This is a genomic window from Clavibacter zhangzhiyongii (genome assembly GCF_014775655.1).
In the GTDB taxonomy this organism is placed as follows: Bacteria; Actinomycetota; Actinomycetes; order Actinomycetales; family Microbacteriaceae; genus Clavibacter; species Clavibacter zhangzhiyongii.
Genome location: NZ_CP061274.1, coordinates 1,171,622 through 1,194,855 on the forward strand (window position 1 = coordinate 1,171,622; position 23,234 = coordinate 1,194,855).

Annotated in this window: 18 protein-coding genes, 1 tRNA gene and 1 pseudogene; 10 read left to right on the plus strand and 10 right to left on the minus strand. The window is 74.8% G+C overall.

The window, feature by feature from the left end; translation table 11 throughout:
- Nucleotides 1-75 precede the first annotated feature (75 nt).
- Both nudC and H9X71_RS05630 read left to right on the plus strand, forming a co-directional pair.
- The gene (nudC, locus tag H9X71_RS05625) at nucleotides 76-1,029 is read left to right on the plus strand and encodes an NAD(+) diphosphatase (RefSeq protein ID WP_191148704.1); all 954 of its coding nucleotides are present in this window, start codon (nucleotides 76-78) and stop codon (nucleotides 1,027-1,029) included.
- A 10-nt stretch (nucleotides 1,030-1,039) separates the two neighbouring features.
- On the plus strand, nucleotides 1,040-2,968 hold the full coding sequence (locus H9X71_RS05630) for an ATP-dependent helicase (RefSeq protein ID WP_191148705.1): 1,929 nt from the start codon (nucleotides 1,040-1,042) through the stop codon (nucleotides 2,966-2,968).
- Here H9X71_RS05630 and H9X71_RS15065 read toward each other — a convergent pair.
- A pseudogene (locus H9X71_RS15065) lies at nucleotides 2,943-3,815 on the minus strand (TOMM precursor leader peptide-binding protein); the annotation flags it as partial. The gene H9X71_RS05630 and the pseudogene H9X71_RS15065 overlap by 26 nt on opposite strands.
- A gap of 82 nt (nucleotides 3,816-3,897) precedes the next feature.
- The gene (locus H9X71_RS05640) at nucleotides 3,898-5,313 is read right to left on the minus strand and encodes a zinc-dependent metalloprotease (protein ID WP_191148706.1); all 1,416 of its coding nucleotides are present in this window, start codon (nucleotides 5,311-5,313) and stop codon (nucleotides 3,898-3,900) included.
- 215 nt (nucleotides 5,314-5,528) lie between these two features.
- On the opposite strand from H9X71_RS05640, the gene H9X71_RS05645 reads away from it, so the two are divergent.
- The 3 genes from H9X71_RS05645 to H9X71_RS05655 all read left to right on the plus strand — a co-directional run bounded on the left by H9X71_RS05645 (nucleotide 5,529) and on the right by H9X71_RS05655 (nucleotide 9,931).
- Nucleotides 5,529-6,620 carry a YlbL family protein gene (locus H9X71_RS05645; protein WP_191148707.1) on the plus strand — a complete coding sequence of 364 codons (1,092 nt, stop codon included), beginning with the start codon at nucleotides 5,529-5,531 and terminating at the stop codon, nucleotides 6,618-6,620.
- 149 nt (nucleotides 6,621-6,769) lie between these two features.
- The gene (locus H9X71_RS05650; RefSeq protein WP_191148708.1) at nucleotides 6,770-9,712 is read left to right on the plus strand and encodes a UPF0182 family membrane protein; all 2,943 of its coding nucleotides are present in this window, start codon (nucleotides 6,770-6,772) and stop codon (nucleotides 9,710-9,712) included.
- A 145-nt stretch (nucleotides 9,713-9,857) separates the two neighbouring features.
- Nucleotides 9,858-9,931: transfer RNA gene (locus H9X71_RS05655), tRNA-Met, on the plus strand.
- Between the two features lie 110 nt (nucleotides 9,932-10,041).
- Here the strand turns inward: H9X71_RS05655 and H9X71_RS05660 are convergent.
- The 5 genes from H9X71_RS05660 to lipB all read right to left on the minus strand — a co-directional run bounded on the left by H9X71_RS05660 (nucleotide 10,042) and on the right by lipB (nucleotide 14,957).
- Nucleotides 10,042-10,704, minus strand: coding sequence for a peroxiredoxin-like family protein (locus tag H9X71_RS05660; protein ID WP_191148709.1), 663 nt, complete (start codon nucleotides 10,702-10,704; stop codon nucleotides 10,042-10,044).
- A 115-nt stretch (nucleotides 10,705-10,819) separates the two neighbouring features.
- Nucleotides 10,820-12,541, minus strand: a complete 1,722-nt coding sequence (locus H9X71_RS05665; RefSeq protein WP_191148710.1) for an ABC1 kinase family protein — start codon at nucleotides 12,539-12,541, stop codon at nucleotides 10,820-10,822.
- Nucleotides 12,538-13,137, minus strand: a complete 600-nt coding sequence (locus H9X71_RS05670) for a PadR family transcriptional regulator (RefSeq protein ID WP_191148711.1) — start codon at nucleotides 13,135-13,137, stop codon at nucleotides 12,538-12,540. Before H9X71_RS05670 ends, H9X71_RS05665 begins: the two co-directional genes overlap by 4 nt.
- A 126-nt stretch (nucleotides 13,138-13,263) precedes the next feature.
- The gene (lipA, locus tag H9X71_RS05675; protein ID WP_191148712.1) at nucleotides 13,264-14,259 is read right to left on the minus strand and encodes a lipoyl synthase; all 996 of its coding nucleotides are present in this window, start codon (nucleotides 14,257-14,259) and stop codon (nucleotides 13,264-13,266) included.
- Entirely contained in the window at nucleotides 14,256-14,957 is a 702-nt protein-coding gene (lipB, locus tag H9X71_RS05680) for a lipoyl(octanoyl) transferase LipB (protein ID WP_191148713.1), read from the minus strand. The genes lipA and lipB overlap by 4 nt, the downstream gene beginning before the upstream one ends.
- A 94-nt stretch (nucleotides 14,958-15,051) precedes the next feature.
- Here lipB and H9X71_RS05685 point away from each other — a divergent pair, with 94 nt between their 5' ends.
- The 4 genes from H9X71_RS05685 to H9X71_RS05700 all read left to right on the plus strand — a co-directional run bounded on the left by H9X71_RS05685 (nucleotide 15,052) and on the right by H9X71_RS05700 (nucleotide 17,870).
- A complete protein-coding gene (locus H9X71_RS05685) occupies nucleotides 15,052-15,933 on the plus strand; it encodes a siderophore-interacting protein (protein WP_191148714.1) in 882 nt (293 codons plus the stop codon).
- A 139-nt stretch (nucleotides 15,934-16,072) separates the two neighbouring features.
- Nucleotides 16,073-16,693, plus strand: a complete 621-nt coding sequence (locus tag H9X71_RS05690) for a hypothetical protein (RefSeq protein WP_191148715.1) — start codon at nucleotides 16,073-16,075, stop codon at nucleotides 16,691-16,693.
- Between the two features lie 118 nt (nucleotides 16,694-16,811).
- A complete protein-coding gene (locus H9X71_RS05695) occupies nucleotides 16,812-17,075 on the plus strand; it encodes a hypothetical protein (RefSeq protein WP_191148716.1) in 264 nt (87 codons plus the stop codon).
- Nucleotides 17,076-17,207: 132 nt separating this feature from the next.
- The gene (locus tag H9X71_RS05700) at nucleotides 17,208-17,870 is read left to right on the plus strand and encodes a YitT family protein (protein WP_191148717.1); all 663 of its coding nucleotides are present in this window, start codon (nucleotides 17,208-17,210) and stop codon (nucleotides 17,868-17,870) included.
- Nucleotides 17,871-17,906: 36 nt separating this feature from the next.
- Here H9X71_RS05700 and H9X71_RS14890 read toward each other — a convergent pair whose 3' ends face one another.
- Nucleotides 17,907-18,374 carry a DUF3817 domain-containing protein gene (locus tag H9X71_RS14890; protein ID WP_244961825.1) on the minus strand — a complete coding sequence of 156 codons (468 nt, stop codon included), beginning with the start codon at nucleotides 18,372-18,374 and terminating at the stop codon, nucleotides 17,907-17,909.
- Nucleotides 18,375-18,670: 296 nt separating this feature from the next.
- Between H9X71_RS14890 and H9X71_RS05710 the strand changes: the two genes are divergently transcribed.
- Nucleotides 18,671-22,117 carry a sialate O-acetylesterase gene (locus H9X71_RS05710; RefSeq protein ID WP_280527983.1) on the plus strand — a complete coding sequence of 1,149 codons (3,447 nt, stop codon included), beginning with the start codon at nucleotides 18,671-18,673 and terminating at the stop codon, nucleotides 22,115-22,117.
- Nucleotides 22,118-22,159: 42 nt separating this feature from the next.
- On the opposite strand, the gene H9X71_RS05715 is transcribed toward H9X71_RS05710, so the two are convergent.
- Nucleotides 22,160-22,846, minus strand: coding sequence for a cation efflux transmembrane domain-containing protein (locus tag H9X71_RS05715; RefSeq protein ID WP_191148718.1), 687 nt, complete (start codon nucleotides 22,844-22,846; stop codon nucleotides 22,160-22,162).
- Nucleotides 22,843-23,196: a Cd(II)/Pb(II)-sensing metalloregulatory transcriptional regulator CmtR gene (cmtR, locus tag H9X71_RS05720; protein ID WP_191148719.1), complete on the minus strand. Its 354-nt coding sequence runs from the start codon at nucleotides 23,194-23,196 to the stop codon at nucleotides 22,843-22,845. The genes H9X71_RS05715 and cmtR overlap by 4 nt, the downstream gene beginning before the upstream one ends.
- Nucleotides 23,197-23,234: the final 38 nt, after the last annotated feature.

The following is a 23,234-nucleotide window of genomic DNA, read 5'->3' on the forward strand; positions in this document are numbered from 1 at the left end:
GCGCACCGTGGGCGGATCACGACGGATGACGTCCCGCCCCTCGGCCCGTCCGCCCTCGAAGTCGATTGGTCACCCGTGCTCGACAGCTTCCTCTCCCGCCTGCCCCTGTCCCGCGAGGGCGTCGACCGCGACGGCCTGCACCGCGACTCGCCGGCCCTGTTCGACGAGCTCTGGGCGGATCCCGCCACGCGCGTGCTCCCGATGCACGGCCACCGCGCGCTCGGCTCCGCCGCCGACGGCCGGGCCGCGCTCGAGCTCCTCCCGGTCGACCGCGTGCCGGCCGCGACCATCCGCATCTACCTCGGCCGCACGACCGTCGCGCACGAGGGCGAGCCCGCCGGCACGCCCGTCGTCGCCGCGGTCCTCACCGACGCCGCGGCCGCGGAGCTCGCGCCGGGCGCGGAGCGGTGGATCGAGCTGCGCACCACCGCCGTCCAGCTCGACGACCGGGACGCCGCCCTGTTCACCACCGCGCTCGCCACCGCGAACTGGCACGCGTCGCACCCCTTCTCGCCCCGGACGGGCGAGCCGACCGTCGTCGAGCAGGGCGGCTGGGTGCGCCGCGCGCCCTCCGACGGCTCGCAGGTCTTCCCGCGCACCGACGCGGCCGTGATCATGGGCGTCGTCGACCAGGACGACCGCCTCCTCCTCGGCGCCAACGCCATGTGGGGCGGCGACCGCTACTCGCTGCTCGCGGGCTTCGTCGAGCCGGGGGAGTCGTTCGAGGCCGCCGTGAAGCGCGAGGTGCTCGAGGAGTCCGGCGTCACCGTCGAGGATCCCCGCTACCTCGGCAGCCAGCCGTGGCCGTTCCCGGCGTCGGTGATGGTCGGCTTCCTCGCGCGGGCCTCCGCGACGAGCGGGCCGGCGACGCCGGACGGCACCGAGATCATCGACCTGCGCTGGTTCAGCCGCGAGGAGCTGCGCGGCGCGCTCGGCGAGATCGCGCTGCCCGGCCCGTCGTCCATCGCGCGCGCCATCATCGAGGAGTGGTACGGCGGCCCCCTCGAGGACGGCGAGCGGGAGTGGTGATCCGCCGATCGTGACCGACCAGCTCGTCCCCGGGACGCCCGGGCGCGACCCCTACGGATCGGGCGCGTCCGGCGCCCTCCCGGCACCCGTCGCCCTCGGTCCGGTCCCCGTCGCGGAGCCCGCCGAGCCCGAGACGGAGGTGCCGTCCGCCGAGTCCCTCCTCGAGGCGCTCGACCGCCAGCAGCGCCTCGCCGCCGAGGCGCTCCTCGGCCCGGTCGTCGTCCTCGCGGGCGCCGGCACGGGCAAGACGCGCGCCATCACGCACCGCATCGCCTACGGGATCCAGGCCGGCGTCTACCCGCCCAACCGCGTCATGGCGCTCACGTTCACGTCGCGCGCGGCGGCCGAGCTGCGCGGGCGGCTCCGCGAGCTCGGCGCGGGCCCCGTCGCCGCGCGCACCTTCCACGCGGCCGCCCTCAAGCAGCTCAACTTCTTCTGGCCGCAGGTCGTCGGCGGCACCATGCCGCGCCTCATCGAGAGCAAGGGGCGGATGCTCGGCCACGCCGCCGAGTCCCTCCGCCTCCGCCTCGACACGGCCGCCCTCCGCGACATGGCCGCCGAGGTGGAGTGGCGCAAGGTCTCGATGATCTCGATCGAGCAGTACGGCCTCGCCGCGCGCACCACGCGCACGCTGCCGCCGCAGCTCGACCCCGACCAGGCCGTCGCCCTCCTCCAGGCCTACGAGGACATCAAGGACCAGCGCCGCCAGCTCGACTTCGAGGACGTGCTGCTCGCCACCGCCGGCATGATCGAGGCCGAGCCGTGGGTCGCGCAGCAGGTGCGCGAGCAGTACCGCTTCTTCGTGGTCGACGAGTACCAGGACGTCTCGCCGCTGCAGCAGACGATCCTCGACCTCTGGATGGGCGACCGCCGCGACCTCTGCGTGGTCGGCGACGCCAGCCAGACCATCTACTCGTTCGCGGGCGCGAAGAGCGCCTACCTCCTCGACTTCGCGTCGCGGTTCCCCGAGGCGACCGTGGTGCGTCTGGAGCGGAACTACCGGTCGACCTCGGGCATCACCGAGGCGGCGAACCGGCTGATGCGCGGCCGGCCGGGCGCGCTCACGCTCGTCTCGGCCGACGCGGATCCCGACGGCGACGGCACGGGCACCACCACCACCGCCGCCGCGGGCCGCGGGCGCGGGTCCACGGCGGTGCCCGGACGCGGCGAGGGCTTCCGCGCGCCGCAGGTGAGCGCGTTCCCGTCCGACGGCGCCGAGGCGCGGGCCGTCGCCGGCGCCATCGCCCAGCAGATCGCCTCCGGCATCGCGCCCGAGGACATCGCGGTGCTCTATCGGATGAACGGCCAGTCCGCGGTGCTCGAGCAGGCGCTCGGCGACGCGGGCGTGAGCTACCAGGTGCGCGGATCCCAGCGCTTCTTCGACCGCCCGGAGATCAAGCAGGCGCTCCTCGCGCTGCGCGGCGCGTCCGTCTCCATCTCCGGCGAGCCCCTGTTCAAGTCGGTGAGCGACGTGCTCCGCGGCCTCGGCTGGAGCCAGCAGCCGCCCGAGCAGCAGGGGGCCGTGCGCGACCGCTGGGAGTCCCTCGACGCGATCATGGGCCTCGCCGAGCGCATGCCCGCCGGCAGCACCTTCCGCGCGTTCACCGACGAGCTGCTCGAGCGGCAGGCCGGCCAGCACGAGCCGACCGTCTCCGCCGTCACGCTCGCGACGCTGCACTCCGCCAAGGGCCTCGAGTGGGAGCACGTCTACCTGATGGGGCTCAGCGAGGGGCTGGTGCCCATCAGCTACGCGCAGACGCTCGAGGCGGTGGACGAGGAGCGGCGCCTCCTCTACGTGGGGATCACGCGCGCCCGATCCGGCCTGCGGCTCTCCTGGAGCCGGAGCGGACCGCAGCGCTCGGGTCAGCGGGAGCCGTCGCGGTTCCTGGCAGAGCTCGACACCCGCATCTCGGGTGGGGGAGCGAAGCGCGGCGGCTGATCCTGCCGGTCCGCACGTCGAGCACCGCCTGGTGCGCGGCGAGCGGGTTCTCGCCCGTCGTGAGCAGCCGGTGCGCGGGACGCGCGGCGAGGGCCGCGACCTCGGCGGGCACGAGGCCCGCGTCGGATCCGCTGTCGCGCCCGAGCAGCTGCGTCGCGATGGCGGGCCAGGCCGGATCCGCGTCCCGCCGGTGCAGGTCGAGGCAGTAGCAGCAGACCGTGCGCCCCGGCTCGACGAGCGGGCCGACGACCGCGTGCCGGTCGCCGAGGACGACGGGCAGGTGCGGCACGTCCTCCCGTGCCCAGCGCCCGTAGACCGCGGGGGCGATGGCGAAGTGCGCGACGACGAACGCGAGGGCGGCGCGGGGATCCGCGTCCTCGCCGCCGCCCTGCATCCGCACGTCGTGCCCGGCGCGGGCGAGGGCGTCGGCGAGGCGGCCGGCCGTGGCGCCGCCGCCCGCCACCACGACCGGGCCGGTCCGGCGCGTCGTCGGGGCGTCGCCCGGTGACGCGACCGCCGGCCCCGGCTCGCGCGGCGGCAGGAGCGCCGGCCGCACGAGGTCGAGGAGCTGCGACGCCTGCGCGGGCGTCGCGCCCTCCGACGCGGCGATCATGTCGAGGCCGCCGCGGCTGACTCCCTGCACGAGCGCGGCGAGCAGGCGCTCGTCGAGCCGCGACACGGCGGTGAGGACGACGGGCGGGCGGTCGACGCCGAGCTGGAGGGAGTCGGGCGTGCGCCAGACGAGCGGGAGGCGGGGATCGAGTCGGAGGGCCATGGGCCCGGAGGGTGCCCGACGTGCGCTTCCCGCGCGGGGTGCGTCCACAGGCGGCGGACGCCCGCGGCGCATGCCCGGGCGGCGAAGGGCCCGGGACGCACGAGGCCGGCACCGCGGGTGCGGTGCCGGCCTCGGCAGGGGGTGCGGCCGTGCGTCAGACGGGACGCGGATCCGCGCCGGGGGAGTCGTCCGGACCCTCGTCCGTCGGCGCGCCGGGCTCGGTGGCGCGGCCCTGGCCGTCCTCCACGGGACGGCCTGCGTCGGATCCGCTCAGCAGGTCCTCGAGCGCCTGGTCGACCTCGTCGGGCTCCGGCTCGCCCTGCGTGAGGCGGGCGACGAGCGCGTGCGGCGCGTCGATGTCCTCGGAGGCGGGCAGCACGTCGGGGTGCGACCACAACGCGTCGCGCTGCTCCGCGCCCACGCCGTCGGTGACGGCCTGCCACATCGCGGCCGCCTCGCGGAGGCGGCGCGGCCGGAGCTCCAGGCCCACCAGCGTCGCGAACGCGGATTCGGCGGGCCCGCCCGTCGCGCGGCGGCGGCGCACCGTCTCGGCGATGGCCGAGGCCCGGGGGAGGCGCACCGTGGCCGCGGCCGTGACCACGTCGACCCAGCCCTCGATGAGCGCGAGCATCGTCTCGAGGCGCGCGAGCGCGGCGAGCTGCGCGTCGGTCTTCGGCGGGATGAGGGATCCGTCGACCATGGCCTGGCGCAGCTCCTCGGGGTTCGACGGGTCGAAGCCCTCCGCGAGCGTCTCGAGCCGGTCGGTGTCGATGTGCACGCCCTTCGCGAACTCCGTGATGGAGGAGATGAGCTGCAGGCGCAGCCAGCGGGCGTGGCGGAACAGGCGCGCGTGGGCGAGCTCGCGCACGGCGAGGTAGATCTGGACCTGGTCCTCGGGGACGTCGAGGCCGGATCCGAAGCCGGCGACGTTCTGCGGCAGGAGCGCGGCCTGCTGGTCGTCGAGCAGAGGGATGCCGACGTCGCCGCCGGAGACGACCTCGGTGGACAGCTGCCCGACGACCTGGCCGAGCTGCATCGCGAACAGCGTGCCGCCGAGGTTCCGCATCATGCGCCCGGCGCCCGCGACCATGCCCTGCATCTCCTCGGGCGCGTTCTGCTGCAGCACCTCGGTGAGGGAGTCGGCGATGCTGAGGGCTACGGGCTCGGCGAGCTGCGTCCACACGGGCATCGTGAGCTCCGTCCACTGCGCGCGGGTGACGAGGCGCGGCGCGACCGTGAGCTGGCTGACGTGGGTGACCTCGTCGAGCCAGAGCGCGGCGACCTGGAACGCCTGGTCGAGCGGCGCGGACGCGGCGGCGGTGACCTGCGTCTGCTCGGCGGACGCGAGCTGGCGCGCGCCCTCGCGCGCCACCTTCCAGTCGACGCCGTCGCCGCTGTTCGCGAGCGCGCCCTGGAGCTGCGCGAGGAGCTGGCGGACCGTCTCGGGGTCCTGCGGGAGGCCGGCGGCGCCCGCGAGCTTGTCCGGGTCGATCTGCCCGTCGGCGCCCAGGAAGCGCTCCAGCATGCGGCGGAACTCGTCCTCGGGATTCGGGGTGGGCTCGTCGGCCATGAGGGGTCTCCCGGTGGGTCTGGAGGGGCCGGATCGCGGTGCCGCGGCCGGTGGATCCACGGTAGCCCGCGCCCACGGGAAACCCATCCGCATTCGCCTAGGCTGGGCCGTCGCGGCTTCCGCCCGCCGCGAACAGCGGCCGATCGGGCCGCCGAGAACCCCGTCGCGCGACCGCATCCCGGCCCGCCGCGCCACCCGACCGCGAGGACCTCCGGATGAGCCTGTTCGCCCAGCACGCCCCCCGCGCACCCCGGCCGCCGCGCCGCCGTCGCGTCGGCCGCGTGCTCGCCGGCGCCGGCGCCGTGCTCGCGCTCGCGCTCGGCCTGCTGCCGTCGCCGTACGTCATCGAGCAGCCGGGACCCGTGTTCGACACCCTCGGCACGAGCGACCACCAGGGCACCGAGCGTCCCCTCATCGCCATCCCCGACCGGCCCACCTACCCCACCGACGGCCGCCTCGACATGCTCACCGTCAGCGTGGTCGGCAACCCGGCGCAGCGCCCCGACTGGTTCTCGGTCGTCTCCGCCTGGCTCGACCCGAGCCGCAGCGTCATCCCGCTGGAGGCCGTGTTCCCCGCGGACCAGACCGCGGAGGAGCGGGACGCGCAGAACCAGGTGCAGATGACGGACTCGCAGCAGGACGCCGTCGCCGCGGCGCTCACCGAGCTCGGCATCGACGTGCCGCGCACGCTGCAGGTGCAGACCGTCCTCGCGGGATCCGCCGCGGACGGCTCCCTGCGCGCGGGGGACGCCATCCGCACCGTGGACGGCGACCCGGTCGTCGACCTGGCCGACCTGCAGGCGCGCGTCGCGGCGGCGGGCACGGGCACCGCGCTGTCCTTCGGGATCACGCGCGACGGCGCGGAGAGCACGGTGGAGGTCACGCCAGCCGAGCGCGACGGCCGCGCGGTCATCGGCGTCGTCACCTCCACCGCCTACGAGTTCCCGTTCGAGGTCGACATCCAGCTCGACGACGTCGGCGGGCCGAGCGCCGGCATGATGTTCGCGCTCGGGATCATGGACAAGCTGGAGGAGGGCTCGCTCACCGGCGGGAAGGCGATCGCGGGCACGGGCACCATCGACGCCTCCGGCACCGTCGGCCCCATCGGCGGGATCCGCCAGAAGCTCTTCGGCGCCGAGCGCGCGGGAGCGGAGTACTTCCTCGCGCCGGCCGACAACTGCGACGAGGTCCGCGGGCACGTGCCCGACGGCCTCCGCGTGTTCGCCGTGACGACGCTCGACGACTCGCTCGCGGCCCTCGGCGCCGTCTCGTCGGGCGGCGACCTGGACGCCCTCCCGACCTGCTGAGGCCGCCCGCGGCAGGGCATCGGGGGCCTGCCCGGACGGCGGTATGGAGGGTCGCCTTACCAGACGCGGACCCCCGATCGCTCGCAGGTCCCTGGCAAGGTGCCCGCCTAGGATGAGGACTCCGCTGTCCCCGACTCTGAGGCACACACGTGACAAGCACATCCGCCCGGCCCGCCAGACGGAGCCGAGCCCCCCTCGCCATCACCGCGGCCATCATCGCCGCCCTGGTGATCGCGTTCTTCATCTTCGCCGGCTTCTACGCCGACGTCCTCTGGTACGACCAGCTGGGCTACCTCGGGGTGCTGCTCACGCAGTGGGGCGCGGGCATCGCGCTGTTCCTCGTCGGGTTCCTCGCCATGGCGATCCCGGTGTTCGTCAGCATCCAGGTCGCGTACCGCTCGCGGCCCGTCTACGCGAAGCTCAACTCGCAGCTCGACCGCTACCAGCAGGTGGTGGAGCCGCTGCGCCGCCTCGCGATGTTCGCGATCCCCGCCGTCTTCGGCCTCTTCGCCGGCGTCTCGGCCTCGAGCGGCTGGCAGCGCACCCTGCTGTGGCTGAACCGCACGCCCGCCGGCACGGTGGACCCGCAGTTCAAGCTCGACGTGTCCTTCTACATGTTCGAGCTGCCCTTCTACCACGCGGTCGTCGGCTTCGCCTCGGCCGTCGTCATCATCTCCATGCTCGGCGTCCTCGCCACCAGCTACCTGTACGGCGCCGTGCGCTTCACGGGCCGCGAGGTGCGGATCTCGAAGAGCTCGCGCATCCAGATCGCGATCACCGCGGGCGTCTACTTCCTCCTGCAGGGCGTGAGCATCTGGCTCGACCAGTACTCCTCCGTCGTGAACACCGCCAACGGCGGGCTCATCACGGGTGCGGCGTACTCCGACGTGAACGCCGTCATCCCGGGCCGCGCGATCCTCGCCGGCATCGCCGCCGTCGTCGCCCTGCTGTTCATCGTCACGGCGGTCATCGGCCGCTGGCGCCTGCCGATCATCGGCACGGCGGGCCTCATCGTCACCAGCATCCTCATCGGCACGGCCTACCCGGCCGTCGTGCAGCGCTTCCAGGTGGAGCCGAGCGAGCGGACCCTCGAGGCCCAGTACCTCGAGCGGAACATCGAGGCGACGCGCGACGCGTACGGCCTGGCCGACATCGAGGAGATCCCCTACGACGCGACCACGGACACCACGCCGGGCGCGCTCCGCGAGGACGCCGCCACCACGGCCAACATCCGCATCCTCGACCCCGCGGTCGTGGGCGACGCGTTCAGCCAGCTCCAGCAGTTCCGGCAGTACTACCAGTTCGGCGACAACCTCGACGTCGACCGGTACGACATCGACGGCCGCGTGCAGGACACGGTGGTCGCGGTCCGCGAGCTGAGCCCGGACAACACGGGCACCTCGTGGGTCAACCAGCACCTCGTGTACACGCACGGCTACTCGCTCGTCGCGGCGTACGGCACGCAGCGCACCTCCGACGGCCAGCCCGTGTTCCTCGAGTCGGGCATCCCCGCCTCGGGCGACCTCGGCGACTTCGAGCCGCGCGTGTACTTCGGCGAGAACTCGCCCGACTACTCCATCGTCGGCGGGCCCGAGTCCGGCGACAAGGTCGAGCTCGACTACCCGTCGGGCGAGGACGGCGCCGACGAGACCTACACGACGTTCCAGGGGAACGGCGGCCCGAAGGTCGACAACGTCTTCAAGCGCCTCATCTACGCGCTGAAGTTCCAGTCGGAGCAGATCTTCCTCGCGAGCCAGGTCAACGACCAGTCGCAGATCATCTACGACCGCGACCCGGCGCAGCGCGTCGGCAAGGTTGCGCCGTACCTCACGGTCGACAAGGACCCGTACCCCAGCGTGGTCGACGGCCGCGTCGTGTGGATCGTCGACGGCTACACGACGAGCGACCAGTACCCGTACTCGGAGCGCAACGACATGAGCCGGCTCATCGCCGACTCGCAGCAGACGCAGCCGCTCGTGCCGACGGACCGGATCAACTACATCCGCAACTCGGTGAAGGCCACGGTCGACGCGTACGACGGCAAGGTCACGCTCTACGCGTGGGACACCGACGACCCGATCCTCAAGACCTGGCAGAAGGTGTTCCCCTCGACCCTCAAGCCGATCGCGGACATCTCGGGCGAGCTCATGAGCCACCTGCGGTTCCCGGCCGACATGTTCAAGGTCCAGCGCGCGGTCCTCGGCAAGTACCACGTGACCGACCCCGGATCGATCTACTCGAACCAGGACCTCTGGACCACGCCGAACGACCCGACCGCCTCCACGGACGCGGGCACGCAGGCCAAGCTGCAGCCGCCGTACTACCTGACCATGCAGATGCCGGGTCAGGACGCGCCGCGGTTCTCGCTGTACTCCACGTTCATCCCGCCGGCCACGCAGGACACCGCCCGAAGCGTGCTCACGGGCTACCTCGGGGTCGACTCGGACGCGGGAAGCACCGCGGGCCAGAAGGCGGAGGACTACGGGAAGCTCCGGCTGCTCACGCTGCCGAACGACGACACCATCCCGGCGCCGACGCAGATCCAGAACAACTTCAACTCGGACACGAACGTGGCGAACCAGCTCAACCTGCTGGAGCGCGGCGGACGCACGAGCGTGGTGCGCGGCAACCTGCTGACCCTCCCGGTCGGCGGCGGCCTGCTCTACGTGCAGCCCGTGTACGTCCGCTCGACGGGCGACACGAGCTACCCGCTGCTCCGCAAGGTGCTCGTGGCGTTCGGCGACAAGATCGCGTTCGAGGACACGCTGGACGCGGCCCTCGACAGCATCTTCGAGGGCGACTCGGGAGCCACCGCGGGCGACGAGGCCGTGGAGGGCACGACGCCCGCCGACCCCGGCGCGGTGGACGGCTCCGGCGAGACCGACGGCGGCACGGGATCCACCCCCGCGCCGACCACGGCGCCGACGGCTCCCGCCCAGGACGTGCAGGCGGCCCTGGCCGCGGCCGGCCAGGCGCTGCAGGAGAGGGAGGCGGCCTACAAGGCCAACGACCTCGTCGGCGCCGCGCAGGCCGACCAGCGGCTCACCGAGGCGCTGAACCGGGCGATCGAGCTGGGCGCGGCCCAGCAGTAGCCCGAGCGCTCCACCAGGACGGCCCCGGCGGCCCCGCGATGCGGGTGCTGCCGGGGCCGTCCTCGTGCGGGGGAGCGGGCGGCGGGGCGAGGAGTCGCCGAGTGGTCATGAGCACCCCGGACGTCTGGTAATGTATTCCTCGTAGCGCGGGGTGGAGCAGTTCGGTAGCTCGCTGGGCTCATAACCCAGAGGTCGTAGGTTCAAATCCTGCCCCCGCAACAAGATGAAGGCCCGGTCTCCTGGAGACCGGGCCTTCTGCTTTCCCCGGGACGCCTGCCCGGGACGCCTTCCGGAGCTGCGCACGCAGGGGCGCGCAGCCGGACGCTCGGCTAGCGCGTGCTCAGCGCATCCACCGCCGCGAGGATCTCGGGCACCTCGGTGCGCGTCGTGTAGTCGGCGTGCACGTCCGCGAAGGTCACCCGTCGGTCGGCGTCCACGACGATCACGGTCGGGAAGGGGATGTCGCCCGTGCCGTCGGCGTTGCTGTCCGCCACGTCGAAGCCGAGCTGCGCGTGCGCCGCCCGGGCCTCGGGGGTCGGCTCCGTCACCAGGCCGAGGGCGCGGACGAACGCGTTCGACGGATCCGATAGCACGGCGAAGTCGAGCCCGCCGCCCGCCGCCTGCGCGCTGCCCTCGGGCGTCTGCGGGCTGACGGCCACGAGGGTCGCCTCGCGCTCGCGCAGGGCGGGCAGCAGCTCGGCCTGGTACTGCCGCAGGGTCAGGTTGCAGTACGGGCACCAGGCGCCCCGGTACAGCACGACGACCGCGGGACCCGTGCCGAGGGACGCGTGCAGGTCGACCTCGGCGCCGTCCGGATCCACGAGCGTCGCGGCGGGCAGGGCGTCGCCTGTGGAGATCGCGTCGGCGGGGACCCCGTCCGCGCGGAGGGCCCGCTGCTCCGCGGCGAAGACGGCGGAGAGGTCCGGGCCGATCTGCTCCGCGAAGCCGCGGTCGAACTCGGCGATCTGCGCCTGGATGGTGGTGTCGGTCATGGTGTCTCCTCGGTCCGTCGGGTCGGTGCGCTCACCGTAGGCGGGCGATCCGGGACGAGCGCGGGAGGGGCGTCACGCGGCGTCACGAGCGACGTCCAGCGGACAGGCCGCGGCCTCAGCGGCCGCGGCGTCCCGGGAGGAGCGCCTGCGCGAGCGGCACGACGGAGACGACGAGCAGCACGGTGCCGAGCACCTCGTCGTCGGGGCGGAGGAGCACGCCGCCCGCGAGCAGGGCGCCGAAGACGAGCGCCGAGATCGCGCGGCGGAGGGTGCGCTCGAGGGCGCCGACGCGTCGCTCGAGCGTCGGGTCGCTGATGGGGAGGGCGCCCTCGTCGATGCGCGTGAGCAGCGCGTCGACGCGGCCGGGCAGGCGCGCGATCGTGCCGGCGGTGTCGGAGACGCGCGTGCCGAGGTCGCGCACCACGTTGCCGCGCTCCTCGCGGATGAGGCGCTGCGCGTACGGCTCGACGGAGTCCCAGAGGTTGAAGCGGGGATCCAGCGCGCTGCACACGCCCGACGTGAGCGACATGGCGCGGATGATGAGGAGGAAGTCGTCGGGCAGCTGGAACGGCAGCGTGCGCACGACCTCCTGGAACTCCTCGGCGAACGCGCGGAACTCCCGCGGGTCCACCTCGCGCAGCTCCGCGAAGCCGAGGCCGCCGAAGCGGGCGAAGAGGCGCGTCATGGCGAGCTCGAGCTGAGTGGTGTCGGCCGACGGCAGCAGCACGCCGATCTCGCGGGCCGCGTCGACGAGGCCCTTGCCGTCGCGCGACGCCGCCGCGATGAGCATCTTCCGGAGGCCCCGGCGCGTGCTCGGCGGGACCTCGCCCATCATGCCGAAGTCGATGAAGGTGAGGGTCCAGCCCTGCTCGACGGAGCCGTCCGTGACGGGCGTGACGAACACGTTGCCGGGGTGCGGATCCGCGTGGAAGAAGCCGTCGGCGAAGAGCTGGTCGAACATGACGGCGGCGAAGACCGGGGCGACGTCGACCGGGTCGATGCCCGCGGCGAGGAGGGCCTCGTGGTCGGTGATCTTGATGGCCGTGACGTCCTCGAGCGTGAGCACGCGCCGGGTGCTGCGCTCCCAGACGATCTCGGGCACGGCCACGCGCGCGTCGGCCCGGAACATGTCGTGGAAGCGGGCGGAGCTGCGGGCCTCGTGCAGGTAGTCGATCTCCTCGAGGCTCGTCTCCGCGAACTCCTCGACGAGGGCGGGCGCGTCCACGCGGTCGGAGACGAGCCGCACGTGCGTGAGCCAGCCGCCGATGCGGCGGAGCGCGGCCAGGTCGACGCGGACGATGTCGTCGATGCCGGGCCGCTGCACCTTGATGACGGCGCCGGTGAGGCCCGTGTCGGCGGTGTCGACGGGCCCGAGGAGGGCGCGGTGCGCCTGGCCCAGCGAGGCGGCGGCGACGGGCGTCTCGTCGACCCAGGCGTACGCCTCGGCGAGCGGCATGCCGAGCTCGCGCTCGGCGAGGGCGCGGATCTCGGGGAACGGGACCGCGGGCACCTCGTCCTGCAGGTCCTCGAGCTCGGCCGTGATCTCCGGCGGCAGCACGTCGAGGCGCGACGACATGAACTGGCCGACCTTGATCATGAGCCCGCCGAGCTCGACCGCGAGGACGCGGAAGCGCCGGGCGAACCTCTTCATGCGCCGGGTGCGCGTGCGGTCGGCGATGCGGCGGAGGCCCACGCGGGGGAGGAACAGCTCGTACCACCACGTGACCGCGAGATTCCAGGCGGCGAAGCGGAGGATGCGGCGGTAGCGGGCGCGCGTCTCCGGGGCGTCGGCCTCGGGATCGGTCCCGGGCACGGCGCCGGCCGTGGCCGCGGTCACTCCCGGGCGAGGATCGCGTAGAGGCGGCGGCGCACGGCGTCGAGCTCGGTCGCGGCCTCGGCGACCTGCTCCGGGGTGCCCGTGCGCTGCACCTGGGCGGCGGCCTGCGCGAGCGAGAGGCCGGCCTTCGGGAGGGCGGAGCGGTCGCGGCGGTCGTGCGCGTCGTGCGCGTCCCCGTGGCCGTGCGCGTCGTGGCTCCACGGCGCGGTGATCCCGTCGCGGGCGACCGTCGAGCGGCCCGCCTCGGTGAGCGCCCAGACCTTGCGGCCGTCCGTCGTCTCCGCGGCGATGAGGCCCTCGTCGGCGAGGAGCTGGAGGGTGGGGTAGACGGCACCGGCCTCCGGGGTCCAGGCGCCGGCGGTGCGCTCGGCGATGGCGTGGATGATCGCGTAGCCGTGCATGGGCTCCTCGGAGAGGAGCGCGAGCACCGCGTGGCGCACGTCGTGCGGACCGTGGCCCGGGCGGTCGCCGGAATCGTGGCCGGGCACGGCGCCCTCGCGCTTCTCGAAGCGCGCCCGGAGCGACTCCATCGCCTGCCACACGCCGTCGGCGGCCTCGCCGAACGCGGATCCTGCGGTGGGGGACGATGCGGCCATGACGATCTCCTAGCTGTGGGACGTGCGCGGTGCCTCCGACGATAGGGCGCGCACCTGGCCGCGGACCCGGGAGCGGCCGCTTCGTCAGCGACCCGACAGGTCCGCGGCCGGAGGGATCGCCCGGCGTCAGCCGACCGCCTGCGCGAAGCCGCGCGTCGGGTCCGCGAGGTGGTCGAGCCCGGCGGGGAGCGGCCGGCCCTTGGCGCTCATCGACTGCGCCCACAGGCGCCCCGCCCGGTAGGAGGAGCGCACGAGCGGGCCGGCGAGCACGCCGAGGAACCCGATCGCCTCCGCCTCCGCCTTGATCTCCACGAACTCCTCCGGCCGCACCCAGCGCGCGACGGGCAGGTGCCGCGGCGAAGGCCGCAGGTACTGCGTGACGGTGATGATGTCGCAGCCCGCGTCGTGCAGGTCGCGGAGCGCCTCCGACACCTCCTCGCGCGTCTCGCCCATGCCGAGGATGAGGTTCGACTTCGTGATGAGGTCGGCGTCGCGCGCCTGCGTGATGACGTCGAGCGAGCGCTCGTACCGGAAGGCCGGGCGGATGCGCTTGAAGATGCGCGGCACCGTCTCGACGTTGTGCGCGAAGACCTCCGGTCGGGAGGAGAAGACCTCGGCCAGCAGGTCGGGGTCCCCGGAGAAGTCGGTCGCGAGGATCTCGACGCCCGTGCCGGGGTTGTCCGCGTGGATCCGCCGGACGGTCTCGGCGTGCAGCCACGCGCCCTCGTCGGGGAGGTCGTCGCGCGCGACGCCCGTGACGGTCGCGTAGCGGAGGCCCATGCGGCGCACCGAGTCGGCGACGCGACGAGGCTCGTCGGTGTCGTAGTCGGCGGGCTTGCCGGTGTCGATCTGGCAGAAGTCGCATCGCCGCGTGCACTGGGATCCGCCGATGAGGAACGTCGCCTCCCGGTCCTCCCAGCACTCGTAGATGTTCGGGCAGGCCGCCTCCTGGCAGACGGTGTGCAGGTCCTCCGTCTTCACGAGCTGCTGGAGCGCCTGGTACTCGGGGCCCATGCGCGCCGTCGTCTTGATCCACTCCGGCTTCCGCTCGATGGGCGTCTCCGCGTTGCGCACCTCGAGGCGGAGCATGCGGCGGCCGTCGGGCGCGGCGGCGGCGCTCATGCGCGGGCCCCGGCGACGGGGGAGAGGAGGGCGGTGGGGGCCATGGCGGATCCGTTCGGGTCGAGGGCGCGCACGAGGTGCGGGCGGAGGAGGGGCACGACGTCGGCCGGCGTGACCGTGCGGCCGAGGACGCGGCTGAGGGTGGTGACGCCGGCGTCGCGGATGCCGCACGGGACGATCCGGTCGTAGGCGTCGAGGGCGTTGCTGCAGTTCAGGGCGAAGCCGTGCATGGTGACGCGCTCGGCGACGCGGACGCCGACGGCGGCGACCTTGTCGTCGCGCGGGGTGCCGTCGGGAGCGGCTCCGCGGATCCAGACGCCGGAGCGTCCGTCGACGCGGCGGGCGGCGACGCCGAGGTCGGCGAGGAGGCCGAGCAGCGCGTCCTCGAGGCGGCGCACGTGGGCCACGACGTCGAGGGGCTCCGGCAGGCGGACGATCGGGTAGCCGACCAGCTGGCCCGGCCCGTGCCAGGTGATGCGGCCGCCGCGGTCGACGTCGACGACCGGCGTGCCGTCGCGCGGCCTGTCCGTCGGCTCCGTGCGCCGCCCCGCGGTGTAGACCGAGGGGTGCTCGAGGAGGATGACGGTGTCCTGCGCCCGGCCCGCGACGACGTCGGCATGCAGGGCACGCTGACGCTCGAGGGCCGCGATGTACGGCACGGAGTTGGCGCTTAGCCCCGTGACGACGATGTCGACCACCCGGTCAGCATAGGCGCGCGCCCCGCGGCTGGCGAGGGCCCGCGCGGCGGCGTCGCGTTGCGGGGGAGGCGCGCGGGGCGGAGGATCGACCTCGATGACCGACACCGCCGCGCCCGCCGTCCCCGACCGACCCGTCCGCGCCCCGCGCTCCCAGCACGTGCTCGAGGTGGTGCGCGCCGAACGGCTGACGCCCCACCTCGTGCGCGTGCACCTCGGCGGGGAGGGGACGCGGGCGCTGCTCGCGGACGCCGTGCCGGAGCGGCTGGCCGCGACCGACGCCTACGTGAAGCTGATGCTGCCGCAGCCCGGGTCCGGCGTCGCGCCGCCGTTCGACCTGCCCGCCCTCCGCGCGAGCCTGCCGCCCGAGGCGCTGCCGGCGGTGCGGACCTACACGCTGCGCCTCGCGGATCCGGCCGCGGGCACGGCGGCGATCGACTTCGTCGTGCACGGCGACGAGGGGCTCGCGGGTCCGTGGGCGGCGTCCGCCCTGCCCGGCGACCTGATCGCGGCCAGCGGCCCCGGCGGCATGTTCCGGCCGAGCGCCGACGCCGACGTGACGCGCGTGCTCCTCGGGGACGACTCCGCCGTGCCCGCGATCGCCGCGGCGCTCGCCGCGATGCCCGACGGCGTTGGCGGCGTCGCGCTGATCGAGGTCGACGGCCCGGCGGACGAGCTCCCGCTCGCGCACCCTGCGGGCGTCGAGGTGCGGTGGATCCATCGCTCGCGCATGCCCGACGCCGTGCCGGGCTCGCCCCTCGTCGCCGCGGCGCGCGCCCTCGCCCGTCCGGACGGCGAGGTCGAGGTGTTCGCGCACGGCGAGCGCGGCGCCATGAAGGAGCTGCGGGCGCTCCTCCAGGACGGCTGGGGCATCGACCGGCGGGCCCTGTCGCTCTCCGCGTACTGGGCGCTCGGCCGCGCGGAGGACCGCTTCCAGGCCGAGAAGCGCGAGCCGGTGGGGGCGATCTTCGCGGACTGACGACGCCGCGGACGCGTCGGAGGAGAGGAGCCCGCCTGTGCGATCAACGCCCGCGACCCGTCGCCCGCTCCCTACGATCGCCGAGGTCGTGCCGACCGAGGCGGCGTCCGCCCGTGGCCGGTCCGCTCGCCGACAGCGCATGTCGCTGACCCGGGGAGAGCGCATCATGTGGATCGAGGACGACGGCACGGTGTCATCCATGTGGGTGGACGGGTCGTTCCGTCACCTGCCGCGGCGTGCCCGCTGGGCGATGTGGACCGCCGACCCCGCGGATCTCGACGAGCTGGCGGAGGACGTGACCGCCCTCGAGACCGCCGTCCGCATCGCGGCCTCGTGCCGCCGGGAGTGGCCGGACCAGTCGGCGTACCGCATGCGGGAGATCCCGCGTGAGCTGCTCGGCGGCTTCCGCGGGCTCCGCGACCTCGCCGACGTGCGCGAGCACCTGCTCTCCTTCCCGCTGGCGCTGTCCATGCAGTGGCAGACGGACGCCGTGCAGGTGGCGGTCGGCGTGGTCGACACCGTCCGACGTGGCGCCCTCCGCCGCCGGCTCGCGCGCGGCGCGCACCTCGTGGCGTCGCGGCTCCGGATCCCGGTCATCGGCCGCTCGGAGCCCGCTCCGCCCCGGGCCCGCCGCATCGCCCCGCTGGACGCGTGCTCGGCGCCCGGGCAGCTCGTGGACGACGACGGCGAGCCGCTGCACGATCCCTCGCGCGTGGAGCGGCTCGCCGCCTCACGATCCCGAGCGGCGCGATGGCGGTGACGACGGCACGCCGCACGTGCGCCGAGGTGCATGTCCCCGGGAGGCCGGCATGAGGTTCCCGTAGTGCCTCATGCTCCCCGAGGACGAGTTCCGCTACGGAGACGCCGAGGATGAGTGGATGGTCGGGACCGCCGAGTCGGCGAGCGAGCCGCGGCCGGAGGGATCGCTCATCGACGTCGTCACGACCGCGCTCGACGTCGAGTGGGACGCGTCCCCGGAGGCGTGGGAGCAGGCGCGGGCGTGGTTCGTCCGGCATTCGCAGCGCAGGTGGGAGGGACTCTCGGCGAAGGAGCGCAGGAGGATCCGATGGCTCGTCGGCCCGCGTGAGGCGAGGGCGACCCACGGGTACGTCGACGTCGGTCCCTTCGACGGTCCCCTCTGAGATCGGGCGGCGGAGCCGAGCGCGCGTCCGCGCCGCGTCATGCGCCACCCCGCGGATCCGCCATGCTGGTCCCTGCGCGGAACGCGGCACGACCGCCCGCGCGGATCCCGTCCCCTCACCCCGGAGACCGCCATGACCGCTTCCGCGTCCGAGCCCCTGCCCACGCCCACCCCCGTCGTCCCGGGCGGGGCGACCACCGCGGGCATCCCGCACTCCGTGGCGGAGGACGTCCTCGGGATCCTCACCGGCACGTTCGTCGCCTCGTTCGGGCTCTTCCTGCTCCGGGCGAGCGATGCCGTCACGGGCGGCACCGCAGGTCTCGCGCTGCTGCTGAGCTACACGGGCGTGCTGCCGTTCGGCGTGCTGTTCTTCGTGGTGAACGCGCCGTTCTTCGCCCTCGCGGTATGGAAGAAGGGGGGGCGGTTCACGATCCGCACGGCCATCTCCGTCGCGCTCGTGTCGCTGTTCTCGACGCTGCACCCGGCGATGGTGACGAGCCTCGACCTGCAGCCCGTCTACGGCGTGCTCGCGGGGAACCTGCTCGTGGGGATCGGGCTGCTCGTGGTGTTCCGCCACGGATCCAGCCTCGGCGGCTTCAACATCGTCGCGCTCATCGTGCAGGAGCGGTTCGGCTTCCGGGCCGGGTACGCGCAGATGATCCTCGACGTCATCGTGATCCTGCTCGGCCTCACGGTGGTGTCGCTCGCGAGCGTCGTGTGGTCGGCCCTCGGCGCGGTGCTGCTGAACCTCGTGCTCGCGCTCAACCACCGGCCGGGGCGGTACACCGGGATCTGATCCCGCGATCCGCGACCCGGCGTCGGCGCTCCGGCGTCAGCGGACGAGCGGGCCGTCGGCTGCGGCCGGCTGGCGCAGGTAGCCGCGGCGGCGCAGCCCGATCTCGAGCGGCAGCGTGGCGAGCGGCGGGATCGCGGCGACGCCCGCGAGCAGCGCCGGCTTCCACCCCCAGCGCAGGCGGTACGCCGTGACGAGCGTGATGACCACGTACGCCACGAAGGCGGCGCCGTGCAGCCGGCCGAAGACGTAGACGCCGAGCTCCGTGGTCTCGGTCACGTACTTGAGGAACATGCCGACGAGCAGGCCCGTCCAGGTGATCGCCTCGACGACCGCGACCACGGCGAAGAGACGGCCGAGGCGCGAGGGGCGGTCGGTCCGCTCGCGGGTGCCCCGCCACACGGATGCGGCAGGGGTGCCGGACGCGGCAGGGGAGCCGGAGGCCGCCGCGGGACGGGCCCCCGGCTCGGCGGTCGGGGCGGCGTCGGGGTGCGGGGCGTCCGTCATGGGGCCTTCCGGGGCAGGGGGATCCGGGTGGATCCGGCGGGCGGGGCAGGTCGCCGCCAGGGTACGGGGCGGCGTCGGGCGGGAGCTGGGGGCGGCGCCGTGGCGTCTCGCCGGCGCGTCCGGGTCCCGGGCGGGGTCCGCCGGGGACCGCGCGGGCATGTCCCCGGACGGACACGTGTCACGCACCACTGCACGCGTGTGGGATTATTTCCCCAGAGGTGGAAGTCGCCTCGACGATCTGGGGGGATCAATTGGGGGAGCACCACTCTGCCGTCCGCCGTGCCTCGACACGGGGGATGCGCACCGCATCCGCACGCGCACGTCTCGTCGCCGCCGTCACGGGGCTCAGCCTCGGGGTGACGCTGCTCGTCGCCGTCGAGCCGGGCGCCGCCCCGGCCGGGGCCGCGACGACCGCGAGCGCCGCGTCGACCGCGCGCGTCCTCGCGCCGGCCGTGAGCACGGGCACGAGCCCGACGGCGGGCGTCGACGCGCCGAGCGCGACCGCCACCGACGGGCAGCCGAGCGCCGCGTCGATGCTGCGCCTGCTGCAGGTCACCGCGGCCGCCGCGCCGTTCACCGCGACGCCCGCGCCCGTCATCACGGGCAAGGCCGTCATCGGACAGCGCCTGCTCGCGACGACCGCGCGCTGGACGCCAGCCGCGACGACCAGCAGGTACGCCTGGCTGGTCGACGGGGTGCCCGTGAGCGGGCAGACCTCGACCGCGTACACCGTGCGCGCCGCCGACGCGGGATCCGTCATCACGGTCGCCGTCACGGGCAGCCGCTCCGGCTACGACACGAGCACGCGGACGAGCGAGCCGACCACCGCCGTGCCCGTGCCCGTCGTCGCCGAGTTCGCTGCCGCGCCCGCGCCCACCATCGCCGGCACCGCGCGGGTGGGCTTCACCTTCACCGCGCGCGCCGGCACCTGGACGCCGTGGCCGACGTTCTCGTACTCCTGGACCCGCGACGGCGTGCTCATCGCCGGGCAGACGGGCGCGACCTACCGGGTCACCGAGGCCGACCAGGGTGCGGCGATCGCCGTGACCGTGACCGGCACCAAGACCGGGTACGCGACGACGCCCGTGACCAGCGACGCGATGACGGTGCCGGCGGCGCCGGTCCCGACGCCGACGGTCGCGCCCACGGTCGCGCCCACGCAGGCTCCGACCCCGACGCCCACGGTCGCGCCCACGCAGGCGCCGGCTCCCGCGCCGACCCAGGACCCCGCGCCGACCCCGACGTCGGAGCCCACGCCCACGCAGGCTCCCGCGCCGACCCCGACGCCCACGGCCGCGCCGACGCCCGCGCCTACGACGCCCGCCGCGATCCCGTTCAGCGCCGCCGCGACGCCCACGATCGCGGGCACCGCGCGCGTCGGCTTCACGCTCTCCGCGCGCGCCGGCGTCTGGACCCCGTGGCCCACGTTCTCCTACGCGTGGCTCCGGGACGGCGTCGTGATCGCCGGGCAGACCGGCGCGACGTACCGCGTGCAGGCCGGGGACGCCGGATCCCGCATCAGCGTGGCCGTGACCGGCACGAAGACCGGCTACGCGACGCGGACCCAGGCGAGCACGGAGCTGCAGGTGCCCGCCGCGAGCACCCCGGCGCCCACCCCGGTGCCGACGACCCCGGCGCCCACGCCCACGGCGGCACCCGCGCCGACGCCGACGCCCGGCACCCCGACGCCCGCGCCGTCCGCGCCCGCGCCGACCCCGGAGCCGACCCCGGCCCCCACGACCCCGCCCGCCGACGCGCCCTACGCGGTCGCGTCGACGCCGACCATCGCCGGCACCGCGCGCGTCGGCTTCACGCTGTCCGCGCGCGCCGGCGTCTGGACGCCGTGGCCGACCTTCACCTACGCGTGGACCCGCGACGGCGTCGCGATCCCCGACCAGACCGGCGTCACCTACCGCGTGCAGGAGGGCGACCAGGGATCCACCATCGCCGTGATCGTCACGGGCACGAGGACCGGCTACGTCACGCAGTCGATCCCGAGCGCGGGCCTCCTCGTGCCGCTGCCCGAGGTCGCGCCCGAGCCGCCCGCGCCGACGCCGGCCCCCGAGCCCGCCCCCGACGTGGCGTACGAGGCCGTCGGCGACCCGTCCATCACGGGCCTCGGCCGCGTCGACTTCACGCTCAACGCCCGCTCCGGCACCTGGACGCCGTGGCCCTCCTTCTCCTACGCGTGGCTGCGCGACGGCGTCGCGATCCCCGACCAGACCGGCCCCAGCTACCGGGTCGTCGCGGGCGACGTCGGCACGAGCATCTCCGTCGCCGTGACCGGCACGAGGACGGGCTACGTCACCGAGACGCGGACGAGCCCGGCCATCGCGGTCGTGGAGACGCCCGTCACCCCGCCGCCGCCCCCGCCGGCCGTGCCGTTCGAGGCGACGACCGCGCCCGCGATCCAGGGCTCGCCCGTCGCGGGATCCCCGCTGCGCGCCGAGCTGCCCGCCTGGACGCCCGAGGCCACGAGCTACTCCTACGCCTGGGCCCGCGACGGCGTGACCGTGCTCGGCGCGACCGAGGCCACGTACGTCGTGCGCCGCGGGGACGCCGGGTCGCGGATCACGGTCACCGTCACCGGATCCCGCTCCGGCTACCAGGACGCGAGCCGCACGAGCGAGGCCACCGCGGCCGTCGTCGACGCGCTCGACGTGCCGCCGGCCGTGCCCGCGCCCGCACCCGGCGACGAGCCCTTCGCGGACGCGCCCGGCCCGGTCGTCGCGGGCACGCTGACGGTCGGATCCACCCTCACGGCGGAGACGCCCGCGTGGACCCCGGTCGCGACGGAGCTCTCCTACGCCTGGATGCGGAACGGGGTCGTCGTGCCCGGCCGCACCGCCTCGACCTACGTGACGGCGCCGCGCGACGCCGGAGCGCAGATCACCGTGACCGTCACCGGACGCGCGGACGGCCTCGCGCCCACGTCCCGCACCTCCGCCGCGCGCCAGGTCGCCTCCACGGGCGTCGGCTACGACGTGGTCGTGGTGCTCGGCCAGTCCAACGCGCAGGGGGTCGGCACCGGGTGGGATCCGGCCGTCGACGTGAGCGTGCCCGGGCTCGACCAGCTCGCGGGCAGCGGCGCCAAGGCCGGGCAGATCGTGCCCGCCAAGGACTCGCTCAGCCACGTGACCACCTGGACGACCTCCGGCGGCGTGCAGTCCGTCGGCCCCGGCATGGAGCTCGGCCGACGCCTGCTCGCCGAGGCGCGCCCCGGTCGCAAGGTGCTGCTCGTGCCCGCCGCCATGGCCTCCACCTCGATGACGGGCGACGGCGCCTACTCCTGGAACCCGTCGGACACCCGCTCGCGCGTGAACCTGTTCACCCGGGCGCTCGGGCAGGTCGACGCCGCGCTCGCGCAGGATCCCGACAACCGCCTCGTCGCGGTCGTGTGGGCGCAGGGCGAGTCCGACGCGACGCGGACGGACGAGCAGGGCTACCGGACGATGCTGCTCGACGTGGTCGACCGGCTGGACGCGCGCTACGGCGCGGTGCCGTTCCTCATCGGCGGCATGGTGCCCGAGTGGATGACGCAGTCGCCGCTGCGGCGAGCGATCGACGCCGCGCAGCAGGGCGTGCCCGCGCTGCGGTCGAACGTGTCGTACATCCCGGGGGTCGCCGGGTACAGCCGGAGCGAGGACTCGATCCACTACACGGCTGCCGGGGCACGCGCGATGGGCGACAAGTACTTCGCCGCCTACCAGCGGGCGACGGGCGCGGTGCAGCTGCCGGGGTAGCGACCACGCGCATGGGGCGCGGCCGGGTCGTCCCGGCCGCGCTCAGCAGCAGGGGGCGTCGTGCGGATCCGCCGCGCGCTCGCCCGTGAGCGCCCCGACGGGGACGGTGCACGCGTCGCCCCGCCATGCCTCGACGCCCTCGCGGACGGCGACCGCCGCGATCACGAGCCCGGCGACGGGATCCGCCCACCACCAGCCGAGCGCGGCGTCGGCCAGCAGCCCGACGAGGAGCGCGGCCGACAGCCACGCGCACACCAGCGTCTGCCGCGAGTCGGCGACCGCGCTGGCCGACCCGAGCTCCGTGCCCGTGCGGCGCTCGAGCAGGCTGAGCGCGGGCATCACGGCGAGGCTGAGGGCGGCGAGGACGATGCCGGTGGTGCTCGGCCGGGACGCGGATCCGTCGACCAGCGCGAGCACGGCGTCGACGGCCACGTAGGCCGCCAGCCCGAGGAACGAGACGGCGATGAGCCGGAGGGCCGTGCGCTCGCGGCGCTCGGGGTCCGGCGCGGAGAACTGCCACGCCACGGCGGACGCGGCGAGCACCTCGACCACGGAGTCGAGCCCGAACGCGACGAGCGCGGGGGAGGAGGCGACGGCGCCGGCGGACAGGGCGACCACGGCCTCGACGGCGTTCCAGGCGATGGTGCCGGCGACGATCCAGCGAATGCGGCGGCGCAGGAGGTCGCGGCGGGCGACGGCGAGGCGGGGCGCGCCCGCGGCGGCGGTCACGCGGCCGGCTCGCAGCAGCCGGGGGCGCAGAGGGCGGGATCCGCGCAGGCCCGGTCGTCCTCCACCGCGAGCACGACCTCCACGAGCGCGCCGAGCCCTCGGGCGATGCGCGGGTCCGCGATCTCGTAGCGCACGCTGCGCCCCTCGGGGACGGTCCGCACGATGCCGCAGCCGCGGAGGCACGTCAGGTGGTTCGAGACGTTCTGCCGGGTGAGTCCGAGCGCCTCGGCGAGGAGCGCCGGGTACGCGGGGCCGTCGAGGAGCTCGACGAGGATCCGGGAGCGCGTGGGATCCGCGAGCGCCCGGCCGAGCCGGGTCATCACGTCGAGGCGCGGGGCGAGCAGGGTCATGGCACGACGGTACAGCATTAGCTGTACCGTCGTGCCAC

Coding starts and splice junctions, on each gene's coding strand:
- lipA (WP_191148712.1), bottom strand. CDS start 14,259: ATGAGCGCCGCCGCCGCGCCCGACGGCCGCCGCATGCTCCGCCTCGAG.
- H9X71_RS05640 (WP_191148706.1), bottom strand. CDS start 5,313: ATGGCCGACGAGCCCACCCCGAATCCCGAGGACGAGTTCCGCCGCATG.
- H9X71_RS05700 (WP_191148717.1), top strand. CDS start 17,208: ATGACCGCTTCCGCGTCCGAGCCCCTGCCCACGCCCACCCCCGTCGTC.
- cmtR (WP_191148719.1), bottom strand. CDS start 23,196: ATGACCCTGCTCGCCCCGCGCCTCGACGTGATGACCCGGCTCGGCCGG.
- H9X71_RS05685 (WP_191148714.1), top strand. CDS start 15,052: ATGACCGACACCGCCGCGCCCGCCGTCCCCGACCGACCCGTCCGCGCC.
- H9X71_RS05645 (WP_191148707.1), top strand. CDS start 5,529: ATGAGCCTGTTCGCCCAGCACGCCCCCCGCGCACCCCGGCCGCCGCGC.
- H9X71_RS05710 (WP_280527983.1), top strand. CDS start 18,671: ATGCGCACCGCATCCGCACGCGCACGTCTCGTCGCCGCCGTCACGGGG.
- H9X71_RS14890 (WP_244961825.1), bottom strand. CDS start 18,374: ATGACGGACGCCCCGCACCCCGACGCCGCCCCGACCGCCGAGCCGGGG.
- H9X71_RS05695 (WP_191148716.1), top strand. CDS start 16,812: ATGGTCGGGACCGCCGAGTCGGCGAGCGAGCCGCGGCCGGAGGGATCG.
- H9X71_RS05670 (WP_191148711.1), bottom strand. CDS start 13,137: ATGGCCGCATCGTCCCCCACCGCAGGATCCGCGTTCGGCGAGGCCGCC.
- H9X71_RS05690 (WP_191148715.1), top strand. CDS start 16,073: ATGTCGCTGACCCGGGGAGAGCGCATCATGTGGATCGAGGACGACGGC.
- H9X71_RS05660 (WP_191148709.1), bottom strand. CDS start 10,704: ATGACCGACACCACCATCCAGGCGCAGATCGCCGAGTTCGACCGCGGC.